Source organism: Stenomitos rutilans (assembly GCF_059505485.1).
On sequence record NZ_JCACKR010000041.1, the window covers coordinates 67,215 to 81,338 of the forward strand.

The following is a 14,124-nucleotide window of genomic DNA, read 5'->3' on the forward strand; positions in this document are numbered from 1 at the left end:
CAGATTTGGGAAAACGAGTGTTGTCAGGTGCTAACGGAATATGAATCTTACGATCGCCTTGATTGGAGTCGTCGGGGGCATCATCGCCATTGTTGCGATCGAAATTGTCTTCGATGCGACCTGGGCACTGACTCAACGAGGCTGGACGCATAAAGAGAGCGGACGCTTTAGCAATGCCATTGCAGATTTCAGTCGTGCGATTCATCTCAGACCGCGAAACAAATGGGCGATCGCAGGCAAAGCCCAACTCCATCGTCTGATGGGGCACTACGAAGCCGCACTCGCAGACTTCAACCAGGCGTTAATGCTTGACCCTGAGTGTCCCTGGTGCTTGGCAAATCGAGGCGAAACCTATCGCGTGTTGGGGCGCTATGAGGAAGCACTGGTTGATTTGAACGATGCCATTCACATCGCACCGGCATTCAAATGGGCGATCGCCAATCGCGGTCAGGTCTATCGGCAACTGGGGTATGACGATGAAGCTTTGCAAGATTTTAGCCATGCCTTAGCGCTTGCTCCCAACTGTCTCTGGTGTTTGGCAAATCGGGGCGAAACCTATCGGTTGTTGGAGCAATATGCAGCGGCACTGGCAGATTTTGACCGCGTAATTGAGCACAATCCAGACTACAAATGGGCGATCGCGAATCGTGGTAAGACTTATTTGCAATTAGGTCATGATCTTGAAGCGTTATCAGACTTCAACCGGGCGTTAGACCTTGATCCAAACTGTCCCTGGTGTTTAGTGAATCGGGGTGAAATTTATCGCCATATCGAGTTCTACGAAGAGGCGTTGGTCGATTTCGATCGAGCGATTTCCTTACAGGAACGCGACGCGAACGAGCTTGATCCTAACTACGTGCGATGTTTAGGCAATCGCGGAGAGGTTTACAGGCAACGGGGGCAACTCGATCGAGCACTCGCTGACTTTAATCACGCCCTTGAATTGCAACCAGATAATGATTGGCTCCAACAGCATCGAGCACTGGCACTGCAAGGACACGGAAATGCGGAGAATTCAGCTTAATTCAAAACTCAAAACTTAAAACTTCTTCCTTTCCCCCTTCCCCCTTGATTCCGAGAAATCACCCGTGAACTCCAATCAATCCAACCAACTCCCACCTCAAGCGCCTCAGCCGATACCAACGACAGCAGCGCCTAGACCCGACCAGGTATCGCCCGTGCGTGCCTTGCTGGGGGTGATTATGCCGGTCTTAGGATCATTTCTGGCAACCCTCGATCTGCAAATGACCAATGCCTGCCTTAAGGATGTGCAGGGCGCTTTAGGGTTTTCAGCCGATGAAGGCACCTGGGTTTCCATTGCTTACACCAGTGCCGAACTGGTGAGTATTCCATTAGCAGGTTGGCTCAATCGGGCATTCTCGCGTCGTTGGTGTCTTTCTGCAAATGCCGTTCTGTTTGTGTGTGGCACGATCGCTGCCGCATCCGCCTGGGATCGAACATCTTTCATTATCTTTCGCTTACTGCAAGGGTTCGTCGCGGGTGTGTTTATCGTCTCTGCGTTTACGATCGTGATCACGCAAATGCCCCGGTTCAAGCAGCATATTGGTTTGGTGCTGGTGGGCATCACATCCAGTTTGCCGATTCCGATCGCTCAACTGCTGGCTGGCTGGTTTGTTGATCACTACAACTGGCAAGCGTTCTACTCCTTTGAAATTCCCCTCGGTCTGCTTTTGGTGGCTGGACTCTGGCACTGGCTTGATCCACAACCCATACAGTTATCAGTACTGAAGCAGATAGACTGGCTCGGTTTAGCATTATTAGCAATTTCCCTAATCTGTTTGATCACGGTGCTACAACGAGGCAATACTGAAAACTGGTTTGATTCTGATCAGATTGTACGACTGAGTTTGATTTCTCTCTTCTTTCTGTTGCTATTTTTTGCATGGGAAATGAGAGTTCGATCGCCGTTAATCGATATTCGACTGCTCGGAAACCGAAATTTTGCCTTCGCTAATCTGCTCAATCTTAGCGTTGGGCTAGTGCTGGCTTATACATTTGTGCTACCACAATACCTGGGACAAGTTCAAGGCTACAACACCGTTCAAATTGGGGCAGTGCTGATTTGGGGAGCAGTGGTCAATCCCTTTGTGCCGAAACTGGTGGAACATCTGGAAGCGCGGCTGGTGCTGGCGATCGGGTTAAGCATCTTCGTCGTCAGTTGCTTTATGAATTCAGCCCTGACCTACTCCAACGGTGGAGAGCAATTTGTGTGGTCACAAGTGGTACGCGCGATCGGACAACCTGTGATGGTGGTTGCCGTCTCATTTATCGCCACCAATAGAGTGCAAAGAGATCAAGCAGATTCGGTGTCTGCCATCTTTAATGGCATTCGAGTCGTCGCTGCAACGTTGGGAACGGCGTTACTGGGAACCTTACTCACCAGGCGCGAACAATTTCACTCCAATCATATTGTGGAAGCCGTTTCTTCGTATAACACCCAGACGCAGGAGCGATTACAGCAGCTCAGTCAAGTTTTTACGAGCAAACTTGGTGATCCGAATGTCGCTCAGACTCAGGCAGCTTCAGCATTGGGAGGAACCGTTCGCCAACAGGCAACCATCATGGCGTTTAGTGACTGCTTTTATTTCATTGGGATCAGCTTAATTCTGGTTGCAGCGATTCTCTTTCTGCTCCAACGTACCAGCAAACCTGGCGAATTTACTCACTAAGCCTTCATTCAGGAGACGCTTGTAGCGACAATGAAAGCCGTTCGATCAGCAACATTTAGGCGCTCCAGATATTCATCACATTAGATAAATTGCCGCAGCCACAACCGCAGCCAGAAAAGGTTTTGATCCGAGTTCACGCTGCCTCGATTCATCCCTTTGGTTCTGTCGCAAGAATGGTAGAGTAGGAGGACAATTTCCTCTGACCTCTGTCTAAATGGCATCTACCTCTGTGTTTAAGTGGCGGCACTTTTTGCCCGACATCATCCTTTTGAATGTGCGCTGGTACTGCCGCTACGCCTTATCTTACCGAGACTTAGAGGAGATGATGCAAGAGCGGGGGGTGCAGGTGGATCACTCTACAATTAATCGCTGGGTACTGAAGTACGCTCCAGAGTTAGATAAACGGATTCGCCCTTATTTGAAACCGACCAACGACGAACTCTGCTACTATATTGATTAACTAATCAATCAATTAGTTATGCCTTTTCGTGACGAACAAGATTTTGAGGAACGCCGCCAGCAGATTATCGATGGTGCTCTAGAGGTCTTTGCCAGTAAAGGCTTTGAGAAAGCAACCAACAAAGATATTGCGGCGGCGGCGGGTATTGGCTCCCCTGGGCTGATTTACCACTATTTCAAAGATAAAGCGGATCTCTTTCAGCAAGTCGTTGAGCAACGGATGCCGCTGCTTCAGCTATTGACGCATGATGAGTCTGAGATTATGGGTAAGCCGCCCCGTGAAGTGTTGACCATTTTTGCCCAATCGTTTCTGCGGGTGACCGAGAATCCAACGTCGATCGCCATGGTGAAACTGCTTTTGAGTGAGGCATTTCGACAACCTGCTGTCGCTGAAATTTTCAATGTGATCGGTCCAAGCCGCTCCATTTCCTTCCTGACCCGCTACTTAGAGAAACAGATGTCGATCGGTGCACTGAAGCCAATGGACTCAAGAGCCGCTGCTCGCTGTTTTATAGGTCCTATGATTGCGTATCTAATCACACGAGAAGTCTTTCTTCAGACTGATGTTCAGCAACTCAGCACTGATACGATGGTAGCTACAACTGTAGAAATATTTTTGAAAGGCATGGAGCACTCGTAAGCATGGGTGCTTTTTCTATCGATTGACTGTAAATTTTAGTTAATTGACTAATCAATCAACATTAAGAACTGGTTGAATTCCTCAAGGAGATATTATGCCACCCACTCAAACCGAGACCGGCAACGATTCTAACAATGGGTCTAGACAGACGACTGGCACTCAGGTTCAGGAGAAGCCGCAAACTTCAGAGCCGGAACAGCAGCAGTCGCCTAAACCTGAGATTCCTCCCCAAAAGCCGTGGCAGAAGATTCCCAAGCCAGTCCGAATCCTAGGGGTGATTGCGCTGGTTGCCGGAGTTGGCTTTGGGGCATACCGCCTATTTTTCTACCATCCTGACGAGAACGGCATTTTTCTCAGCGGGCGGATTGAGGGCTACGAAACCGATGTCTCCGCCAAAATTGGTGGCAGAGTTGCCAATGTTGCTGCCAGGGAAGGCGATTTAGTGAAGCCAGGTCAGTTGCTCGTGGAACTGGATGATTCAGACACACGGGCACAATTGCAGGGTGCGATCGCCCGTGTTCGAGCAGCTCAGGAGCGGTTGCAGCGGACTCATCAGCAGCTACCAGTTTTGCAAGCACAATTGGCGCAGGCATCCCTGACAACTCAGCAATCTGGGCAGGACAGTGAAGGTCGTGTTCTGGAATCTGAGAATTCAGTTGCCGCCAGTCGATCTCAACTTGCAGAGGCACAAGAAAATTTGATATTAGCGCGAGCAAAGCAGCGGCGAACCAGTTTTCTCTATGGTCAGGGTGCGGTGTCTGCCCAGCAACAGGATGAGGACAATGCCTCATTTGGTACGGCTCAAGCTCGTGTCGCTGCCGCCAAGCAGCAGGTTGATTCGGCTCAGGGACGGTTAAAACAAGCTCAGGCAACTGCCCAAAATCCATCCATTCGAGCAACTCAGGAATTACAAGTTCAGAAGCAGATTGCTCAAGCGCAAACCGATATTGCTGTCTCTCAGCAGGAATATCAGGATGCTAAAGCCAATCAGGCACAGATCCAGGCGAACCTGAATTATCTGGTGGTGAAAAGCCCGATGGAAGGGGATGTGATTACGCGATCGGTGGAGCCTGGGGAAGTCGTGGCAGCAGGCGCACCATTGCTGACGTTGGTCAACAAGAATCAGCTCTATCTGCGCGGTTTTGTTCCCGAAGGACAGATTGGCAAGGTCAGAATTGGACAATCGGCTCAGGTTTATCTAGATGCCTTTCCCGATCGTCCTCTGGAAGCTACAGTTTCACGAATTGATCCGAAAGCCAGCTTCACACCGGAAAACACCTACTTCAAGAAGGATCGGGTGACGCAGGTGTTTGGTGTGGAATTGACGTTGAAAAATTCAGAGGGGTTGGCAAAGCAAGGAATGCCTGCGGATGGGCGGGTTCTATTGCCAGAGAGCGATCGTAAACAATCGAAGATCCTGTTACCGGGTGCATTGGGTTTTATTAACTCGACCATAACTGACCTTACACATCGGACTGCCTTCATTCCTCAATTCCCTTAAGACGGGAAGGGAAAACAAATTGAAGTCCTTGCTCCTTTGGGGGCGAGGTTAAGTGGGGCAAAATGCGATCGCAGTCGTTGCTAGGTTAACAGAACAATGACACAAACTCTTTCATCTACAGCGTCAAGTCAGCGCTCCAATGCTCCTGTAATTTCCATTCGCGATTTGCACCATCGTTATGGTAAGCGAGATGAGGAAGCGGTGGCAGGCATCAATTTAGATATGTACCCCGGTGAGATCTTTGGCTTAATTGGTCCAGATGGCGCGGGCAAAACAACCACGTTTCAGATTCTCTCAGGCGTGATGCCACAAACCAGCGGTATTGTGGAAGTACTGGGGTCTTCTCCAAGAGATATGCGGTTGGAAATGGGCTATCTGACCCAACGCTTTAGTCTCTATCAAGACATGAGCGTGATCGAGAATCTGCGGTATGTGGCAGGCTTGCGAGAAGTCAGCGACAAGGATTTCAAGACTCGCAGTGAACACTATTTTGAACTGTTAGATTTAGCCCGTTTCAAAGAGCGTTTGGCAGGGCGGCTCTCTGGTGGGATGAAGCAAAAACTGGCGCTTTGCTGCACGCTAATTCACAATCCTCGCATCGTGCTGTTAGATGAACCAACGACTGGTGTTGATCCCATCTCACGCCGAGAGTTTTGGGACATTTTGGCACAGCTGGCTGCAATGGAAGGGATTACGACTGTGGTGGCAACGCCTTATCTCGATGAAGCGGAGCGCTGTTCTCGCATTGCGTTGATCTATGAAGGGCAGATTCAGCAGTGCGACACACCCGCAAAGGTGAAGGCAAGCTTGCAGGTAAAGCGGTTGGAGGTGTCCTTACCCGTTGACCAACTCGATCGGGCTGAAAGAATTCTTAAGAGCAGTGTGGATGTACAGGAGTTGACTTCTGATGTGCAGCGGTATGGCGATCGGCTCGATGTCCTCACGGCACAGCCAAAAGACGTTCAAAGCCAGATTCAACGAGTATTGCAACAGCAGCAAATTCAAGCCAAAAACTTTGCCATTGATACGCCCACGCTAGAAAACGTTTTTGTTGCCCGTCTGCGCGAGTTAAAGGGTGACAGTCAGGTGAGCGATTATCCGCGCATTCGTCCGGTGGAGGAGGCGAGAGGAACGGCAATCGGTGCTCAGGATTTGAATAAAACCTTTGGTGATTTTCGCGCAGTTAAACATATCAACCTGGATATTCAATACGGTGAAGTCTTTGGTTTATTAGGGGCAAATGGTGCCGGAAAAACAACCGCGATTAAAATGCTGTGCGGTTTGCTGCCAGCCACGTCTGGCAAGGTCACACTGGCAGGTGAAACAGGAGAACTCCGCAGCGAAACGGTTCGTCAGCGCATTGGTTATATGTCTCAAAAATTTACGCTGTATGACGATCTAACGATCGACCAGAATCTTGAATTCTACTGTGGCGTTTACGACATTCCGCGCCGTCAGCGCCCTGCCAAGAAAAACTGGGTACTGCAAATGAGCGATCTGGTTGGGCAAGAATCCCTAATGACCAAAGAGTTGCCCGGTGGTTGGAAACAGCGCGTTGCCTTCGGTGCCGCCGTCATGCACGAACCGAAAATTGTCTTCTTGGATGAACCAACCTCAGGTGTAGACCCGCTTGCCCGTCGTCAGTTTTGGCGCTGGATTAACGAGTTTGCCCGTAACGGTATGGCAATTTTGGTGACAACGCATTACCTAGAAGAAGCAGAACAGTGCCATCGGTTGGGCTTTATGGTGGCAGGCGAACTGGTTGCACAGGGTACACCGCGACAGGTCAAAGATGATCAACCCGGACGACTAGTGGAATGGGAGTGCGATCCACTTCAAAAGGCATCCGATTTGCTGAAGCAACACTTCGATCGCTGGCGAGTATCCATCTTTGGTTCACGATTGCATACGATTTTGGACGATCCAGACAACCAAATTTCTCAGGTGGAAAACTTGCTGCAATCCAATCGCATTCAAATTCAAAGCCATCGTGAAATTGAGTTTTCCCTGGAAGATGTGTTCATTAGTGTAGTGGATCAGGCACGACAACGTGGCTTAGACGTTCCAACAGACTAGGAGGCAAAGTGACAGTACAATCAACCGTTCGACCCAAACGCATCGTGGCTCAGATCATTAAAGAGCTATCCCAGTTAGGGCGCGATCGCCTGACGCTAACAATGGCGTTGGGCTTACCATTAGTCCTGTTGCTACTGTTTGGGTTTTCCACCTCGCTCGATGTGAATCGATTGGATTTTGCCATTCAAGACCTCGACAATACCCGCCTGAGTCGAGAATACATTGCCACCTTTGAACGCACTAACAAATTTCACGTCGTGGCTCAAGGTTCCACCGTTAATATCCCCAAACTGCTCGATCAGGGACGAATTTTAGCCGGATTGGTCATTCCACCAGAGTTTTCTCGCGACTTGAAGCGCTTTGAGCGTGATGCCCAGGCGCAGGTGCTAGTCGATGGTACCGATGCCAATACTGCCAACATCGTGCGGGGATACGTCAGCGCCACGACGAATGAATTCGTTCAGAATCTGCAATCAACGGCTTCCAGACCGCCTGTGAATCTGCAAACACGGCTCTGGTTTAATCCAGGGTTGGAAACTCTGAAATATATCGGACCGGGAGCGCTCGCCATTACCGTCACCTTATTTCCGGCGCTATTAGCGGGTTTAGCAACCGCAAAAGAGCGTGAACAAAGCACCATTTTACAGGTGTATGCGTCCAGTCTGACCGGAATTGAGTACTTACTGGGAAAAGCGATCGCCTACTGGCTAGTCGGCATGGCAGAGGTTTTACTGGTAAACCTGGAGGCGTGGCTGTTTCTTGGACTTTGGTTTGTGGGCGACCCTACACCGGTGATTGTGGGTTCTGCCCTTTACATTGCCTGTGGGGTGTTATGGGGAATTTTCTTAGGAGCTAATGCTACAGCCCAGAGTGCCGTGATTCAATCCGTCTCTTTCACGGCGTTCCTATTATCGTTGCAATTTTCTGGCTACATTTATCCTGTTTCCAACATTCCGGTTGCGTTGCGCTGGCTTTCCAGTGTTGTTCCGGCACGGCATTACATTTTGATCACGCGAGATGCCTTTGCCAGAGGAATTGGTTGGGTGGGTATCTGGGGAGCAATGCTGGCGCTGGTATTGTTGGCGGGGCTGTTCTTTTTTCTAGCATGGCGCAAATTGCGAAAGATGCAAGTGGAGACTTAAATGAAACGTTTTATCAACTACTTCGATAAAATTTTTGGGAATCGATTTTTAGCGCTGATTGGAAAAGAAGTGGCGCAAATTCTCCACAATCGCCAGCTTCTGATTCAGCTATTGGTTCCCCCAACCGTCTTTCTGATTCTGTTTGGCTTGGCGCTCAATCCAACCTTTCAAAATCTCAAAGTGGGAATTACAGATTATAGCCACAGTCGTTATTCCCGTGAATTGATTGAGTTATTTAGCCAAACCGATGCCTTTGTCATCAGTCGATATTACTCCGATCAACAGGATATGCAGTCTGAACTCGCCAAAGGAAATCTGACGGTTGGCGTTACGATTCCACCTGAGTTTGGTCGCGATCTTGCCCGCAAACGTCCCGCACAGTTGCAAGCAATGTTTGATGCGGTTGATGCGAATACTGCCCGTGTAGCTTCCGGTTATTTGACTCAATTAGTGGGCGATTATAATGCCCGACGATCGACCGAAAATTCGCGTCAAAAAGGTGCTGGAATTACAACAACTAACTTAAGCCAGCAAAGCAATCAATCGAACTCAACCACAACGAACTCAACTGCAACGAACTCGACCACAAGCAGTTCTACTAATCAACAAAATATCGATTCAATTAATACAACAAATCAGCAGACGAGCAATCCTAGCGATTCAACCTCAACAAACTCCGGCAATCAATCCGGTAGTTTTTCTAATTCCCCTGATTCTTCAACGAACCTAAATACCAGTTCCACTTCAGGAAACTCATCGAATCAAACGTCTAGCCAGAGAAACCAGTCCACTACAACAAATTCATCACCGACTAATTCTGTACCTGTTACGAATCCACCTCTTCCGCAAAATCAGGTGCAGTTAAGCACCTCTGTCTTTTACAATCCCGGACTGGAAGCATCCTGGTTTATTGTGCCAGGAACGATCGGCATCCTGATGACGGTGTTGGGATCACAGGCGGCGGCTTCATTGGTCGTCCGTGAGAAAGAAGCCGGAACAATCGAACAGTTAATGATGACTCCTGCCTCAAACACGCAAGTCATTTTAGCGAAGATTTGTCCCTTACTGCTGATATTAACGTTCGATGCCACGATCGCGATCCTCATTAGCAGACTCGTCTTTGGCATGCCATTTCGAGGTAATTTCATCCTCTTCATTAGCATTTCCATCCTGTACTTTTTCGTTGGCATCAGTATTGGCATTCTCATTGCAACCTTTGCTAAAAACGAGCAACAAGCGCTGCTGACCACGTTTTTTATTAACCCGCCATTAGTCCTGCTATCGGGAGGAAATTCGCCGATCGCCGCCATGCCAACCTTTTTTCAATGGCTCACCTATCTTGATCCCATGCGCTATTACATTGAAGTGTGTCGGGGGGTTTTGCTCAAAGGTGTTGGCTTAGGATCACTTTGGCATCAGGTTTTAATCCTATTAATCTTCGCAATCGTTCTAACAACGCTGAGTATTCAGCAATTTCGCCGCCAATTGAGCTAAGGTTAAGTGCTTCCAACCGCTTTGGTTGTCCCATCACGGGTGTTGCACGAACTGTTGATATGCTAACGGGCACGAGTCGTTGAACTGGTCAGCAAACAAACTGACCATGAGAAACGCACTCATGACCAACGGCTGTGTTGCAAAGATGATAGGTTCGTATCCCAAATTTCGACCTTGTTGCTTCAGCGAGTCTAAAACAGGTCTATCGTTTGTGTCTCTATGCTTCTTGTGATAGAAGCGTTCATAGAAAAGCTTGCTGAAGTTTATGAAGCCAGGCTGTTGCAAGAGAACGATCAGCGTGCAGCAGCGGCTGACCCGCGAGCGTGATGAGAGCAGATTCACCTGACCTGTCGAGTTTAAACTGGTCGGCGCGCCACGATCGCTGATTCAATCGCTCTAGCAGGGCTATCCAGTCAGTCGAATCGGGAAGCCGTAGAATGGGGGAGACACCATAGTAGAGCGTTTGTTCGACCTGAGCAAACTTCGGATCAGGTAAATTCAGGGGTGGATACACCATTGAGTCTGAGATGGTGCGTGATTTTGCCAACGAAGGTGGATGCGGTGCGAGCGGATCGCTAATATTAGGCTGTAGCTGTACTGGAGCTAGAGCTGATTGAGTTACAGATGATCGCCCGATCGCTGCCGTGTTGTGAATCCCAATATCATGCGCTAAATGACTGCCTAAGATGCCTTGAATAGACATCAACCCAACGACCAAGACTCCAACCATCACATACTTCCGGGACACTTGCTGCGACTTAGTTCTCCGCCAACGGTAGCGCTGGAGTCCTCGCCAGACTGTTAAAGCGATCATGATCCCAAACAAAATGATGCCGCTGATGCCATGCAGATGCATTGTTAGTTCGCCGCTCAATCCCCAGGCAGTGGTCAGGTTTTCTGGCGGCTTTGCCAAGACGATTTCGTAGATTCCAACTGCGACGGTTGCAACGGTGAACATCGTCGCCATCAGCAAATTCCACCAGCCGATGTCGAAGAAGTTGAGCCGCTCAACTTGAGCCTGATCCTGCACCGATTTGGGGCGATAGAGCACTCCAAATAAATCAGCGAGAATAGCGGTGATAAATAGCCCGATCGTAAAGTGAACCAGACTGGGATGTAGCGGAAAACTATAAGGGAGTTGGTTGAGACCAACGCTACTCATCAGTAAATGTCTCATTGGCTGCTGCTAGTCCGAGTCGGTTTATATTCGAGTGCTTCAATTTCAAGTGCGGTTGCCCTCAGAGCTTCAACGGCTGGCTTGACGTGTAAGCCGTGTACCCAGACCAGTTGAGTTCCCAGCACCACTTGATAAGCGACGAGGGCGACCGTTAACAACCCAGCAATGAGATAAAAGAGTGAGATGCGAGGGCGGATGTGGTAGCGCAAGACGCCACGCCACAGCACCAGATTCACCAAAATCAAGGTTAATAGCCAACCGATCGCCATGTGTCGATCAAGTACAGGCTGAGTTGCCTGTGATGGAACCGCCATCGACGCTTCAAATTGCCCCAGGCAAATGGCAACTAAAATTGCGATCGTTGCAATCACTAAGTTCCACCAGCCCACGTTGAAGAAGCTCTGGCGACGCGTGATGAAGCCTAAGCCATCAAAGATCACCGAAATAACAACGGTTGCAATTACAAAATGAACGGCGATCGGATGAAGCTGAAGCAAATACGGCAGGTTGTAATCATTGAGCGTTGAATTAAGCATGTCAATCTCTATAGATCACGAAAGTAGGAGCGATGCCAAGACCAGGACAAATCTAGAAACACAAGCCCTAAAACGCTTATGAGGGCGATCGCAGTCGCTAACAGATTAATCGCCAAATTCACAGCTAAAAAATGCAGTGGCATCAAAACATCGTTGGATATCAGCATCAGATTACTCCGGATCATGAATCATCCGATGAGCGGGTTCTTCAATATCGGCGAAATGATTGCGTTGCCATGACCACAACAATCCGGCAAACACAAGCACCATGATGGAACCGATGACAATAAAAATGGGATAGATGTAAGTTGGCTGTGCTTGAATCGCTTGATTTGCCTCTTGTGTACGATTGGGGATATCTTTCCAATAGCTCGGCTGCCACTCGTCGATCGCGCCCTGATACGGTTCCTTCCAGCTTCCTAGCGATTGCAGATAGCTGACTAGCTGCGTAATTTCTCGATCGCTCAAATGATGGAAGTTAGGCATAAAGGTTTCTGGCACGGCGGCTCGTGGGTTTTTAAGAATTGCCTCTAGCCTTTGCTTGCCTGCCTCACCCGTGTATTTACGTCCAATGTTGGTGAAGTCTTCACCCGTCCGCATTGTACCCATCAGATGGGGGCGATCGTATACATAGTCACTCGGCAACGACGGGCGGGTGCCATGCAGAAAGAGGGTGTCAATTTCAACCGGACGTACCTGCTGGCTATGACAATAAACGCAGCCATTTTGCACATACAGCTTACGTCCAGCCGCTTGCTCTGGTGTGTAGTCCACCAAGCCTGGAGACGGCTGATCAGGAACGTGAGAAAATCTGGGTAAACCACTGAGAATAGTCAAGACGATCGAGTACGATAGCGTCACTCCCAGGAAGATCGCAAAAATCCGATTCATGCTAAAAAAGCGACGATTCATCGCAACTCCTCCCTGGCAAGCGATACCACTTCTGTAGCATGGGGCGACCATTCCGCTTCTAGCGCGTCGAGTTCCCCTGTTGGCGGTGACTGAAACGCCCAAATTAAATTCCAGGCGAAGATCAATTGTCCACCCACCAGTGGTAAGCCGCTGAGCACTCGCAGCCAGTAGTAAGGCGATCGCCCAACCAGCGCCCCCACCATATCGCCAACATGTTGATTATCCAACGTTGACCAGCGTGCTGCTTCCATAAAACCAGCTAGATGCAGCGGGACAACATACAGCAAAAAGCCCAGGGAAAACAGCCAGAAATGCAGCGAAGTTAACAGCGGAGTCAAGGGACGTTTTAAGCCGCGCTCGACAAACAGGTAGATAAACGCGGTCATGGATGATGTAGCGAAGCCCAAAAAGCCCAGGTGCGCGTGGGCAACCGGAAAATCACCAAAGTGAGCATTAATGTTGATCAATGCGATCGCCTCCATTGATCCTTCATAGGACGCTAAGAAATAGTTCAACAGCGCCAGGATTGCAAAGCGCAGCGGCACGTTAGAACCGACATCACGAAATCGACCCCAAAGCGTGCCGATCATATTCACAAAGGTGCCGCCTACAGGTAACGTCATGCCCAATGCAAAGATAATTCCCAGCATTGGAATCACCATTGGCACAGGACCATAAACCAGGTGATGTCCACCATTCCAGACATAAAAGGCAGCAAATAGCCAGAATGACCACAAACTTAAGGCATGGCTAAACAGCTTCTTTCGCAAGAGTTTCGGCACAACGTAGTACAGCGTGCCAATACTACAGGCGGTCAGCCACATGCCTAATAGATTGTGGGCATAAAACCAGTTGATAGCGGCATCCTGTGAGCCTGCATAAATCGGTAAGTTGCCGACAAAATAGACAATATCCAGAGCCGCATACGCCAGAATAAAGTACCAGATGCTGACATAGATCCGTTCGTCGCGCCGCTCTAATACCGTCACCAGCAGACAGGCAGCTACAAGATTGATACAAATCAAAACGCCCGTGTTGAGTGGCAAAATCCATTCCTGATACTCTTTGCCTTTCGTCAGTCCGAGGGCAAGGGTGACAATGCTAGCTGCGGTAATCGCGTTGAAGCCCCAACCAGCGAAAACCGCCAGTTCTCCCAAATATAAATGCCGTTTTGTCAGGCGAGGCACAATCACTAAGGAACTGCCAACCGATGACATGGTGAGCCAGCCAAACAAGACGGTATTGACATGAGCGGGGCGGAGTCGTCCGAAGGTTAGTTCATAAACGCCGCCTAAAAAGCCAGGATAGATCATTTTGATGGCTGAAATCATGCCTAAGCTCATGCCAATGATCATCCAAAAGATGCCAGAAAATAGCCAGAGGCAGGCAGCCCGGTCTTGAACTTTTTCGGGTAAGCGATCGCCCACAATGCGGTTGAGCCAAATTAAACCAGGGGCGATAGCCCGGTCTTGTACACTATTTTGCACCGCTTATTCC

12 protein-coding genes and 1 pseudogene are annotated in these 14,124 nt (G+C 49.2%); 8 read left to right on the forward strand and 5 right to left on the reverse strand.

Annotated elements, in window-relative coordinates:
* The first annotated feature begins 40 nt into the window (after positions 1–40).
* The 8 genes and pseudogenes from AC5JLP_RS07020 (at position 41) to AC5JLP_RS07055 (ending at position 10,002) form a co-directional block, all read left to right on the forward strand.
* Complete coding sequence (locus AC5JLP_RS07020) at positions 41–1,024, forward strand: tetratricopeptide repeat protein (RefSeq protein ID WP_496067209.1); 984 nt, start codon at positions 41–43, stop codon at positions 1,022–1,024.
* Between the two features lie 64 nt (positions 1,025–1,088).
* Positions 1,089–2,690 (forward strand): DHA2 family efflux MFS transporter permease subunit, encoded by a 1,602-nt coding sequence (locus AC5JLP_RS07025; RefSeq protein ID WP_496067210.1) that lies wholly within the window; start codon positions 1,089–1,091, stop codon positions 2,688–2,690.
* 214 nt (positions 2,691–2,904) lie between these two features.
* Positions 2,905–3,126 (forward strand): annotated as a pseudogene (locus AC5JLP_RS07030) (IS6 family transposase); the annotation flags it as partial.
* A gap of 42 nt (positions 3,127–3,168) precedes the next feature.
* The gene (locus AC5JLP_RS07035) at positions 3,169–3,789 is read left to right on the forward strand and encodes a TetR/AcrR family transcriptional regulator (protein WP_496067211.1); all 621 of its coding nucleotides are present in this window, start codon (positions 3,169–3,171) and stop codon (positions 3,787–3,789) included.
* A gap of 94 nt (positions 3,790–3,883) precedes the next feature.
* Entirely contained in the window at positions 3,884–5,290 is a 1,407-nt protein-coding gene (locus tag AC5JLP_RS07040; protein WP_496067212.1) for an HlyD family secretion protein, read from the forward strand.
* Positions 5,291–5,386: 96 nt separating this feature from the next.
* Entirely contained in the window at positions 5,387–7,366 is a 1,980-nt protein-coding gene (locus tag AC5JLP_RS07045) for an ATP-binding cassette domain-containing protein (protein WP_496067213.1), read from the forward strand.
* Between the two features lie 8 nt (positions 7,367–7,374).
* The gene (locus tag AC5JLP_RS07050; RefSeq protein ID WP_496067214.1) at positions 7,375–8,508 is read left to right on the forward strand and encodes an ABC transporter permease; all 1,134 of its coding nucleotides are present in this window, start codon (positions 7,375–7,377) and stop codon (positions 8,506–8,508) included.
* The gene (locus AC5JLP_RS07055; RefSeq protein WP_496067215.1) at positions 8,509–10,002 is read left to right on the forward strand and encodes an ABC transporter permease; all 1,494 of its coding nucleotides are present in this window, start codon (positions 8,509–8,511) and stop codon (positions 10,000–10,002) included. It abuts the gene before it with no gap.
* A 241-nt stretch (positions 10,003–10,243) separates the two neighbouring features.
* Here AC5JLP_RS07055 and AC5JLP_RS07060 read toward each other — a convergent pair whose 3' ends face one another.
* The 5 genes from AC5JLP_RS07060 to AC5JLP_RS07080 are packed head-to-tail and all read right to left on the reverse strand — an operon-like array spanning position 10,244 to position 14,114.
* Complete coding sequence (locus tag AC5JLP_RS07060) at positions 10,244–11,164, reverse strand: DUF2231 domain-containing protein (RefSeq protein ID WP_496067216.1); 921 nt, start codon at positions 11,162–11,164, stop codon at positions 10,244–10,246.
* An 11-nt stretch (positions 11,165–11,175) separates the two neighbouring features.
* Positions 11,176–11,715 (reverse strand): DUF2231 domain-containing protein, encoded by a 540-nt coding sequence (locus AC5JLP_RS07065; protein ID WP_496067217.1) that lies wholly within the window; start codon positions 11,713–11,715, stop codon positions 11,176–11,178.
* Between the two features lie 8 nt (positions 11,716–11,723).
* On the reverse strand, positions 11,724–11,882 hold the full coding sequence (locus tag AC5JLP_RS07070; protein ID WP_496067218.1) for a hypothetical protein: 159 nt from the start codon (positions 11,880–11,882) through the stop codon (positions 11,724–11,726).
* Between the two features lie 4 nt (positions 11,883–11,886).
* Complete coding sequence (locus tag AC5JLP_RS07075) at positions 11,887–12,627, reverse strand: cbb3-type cytochrome c oxidase subunit II (protein WP_496067219.1); 741 nt, start codon at positions 12,625–12,627, stop codon at positions 11,887–11,889.
* Complete coding sequence (locus AC5JLP_RS07080; protein ID WP_496067220.1) at positions 12,624–14,114, reverse strand: cbb3-type cytochrome c oxidase subunit I; 1,491 nt, start codon at positions 14,112–14,114, stop codon at positions 12,624–12,626. Before AC5JLP_RS07080 ends, AC5JLP_RS07075 begins: the two co-directional genes overlap by 4 nt.
* Positions 14,115–14,124: the final 10 nt, after the last annotated feature.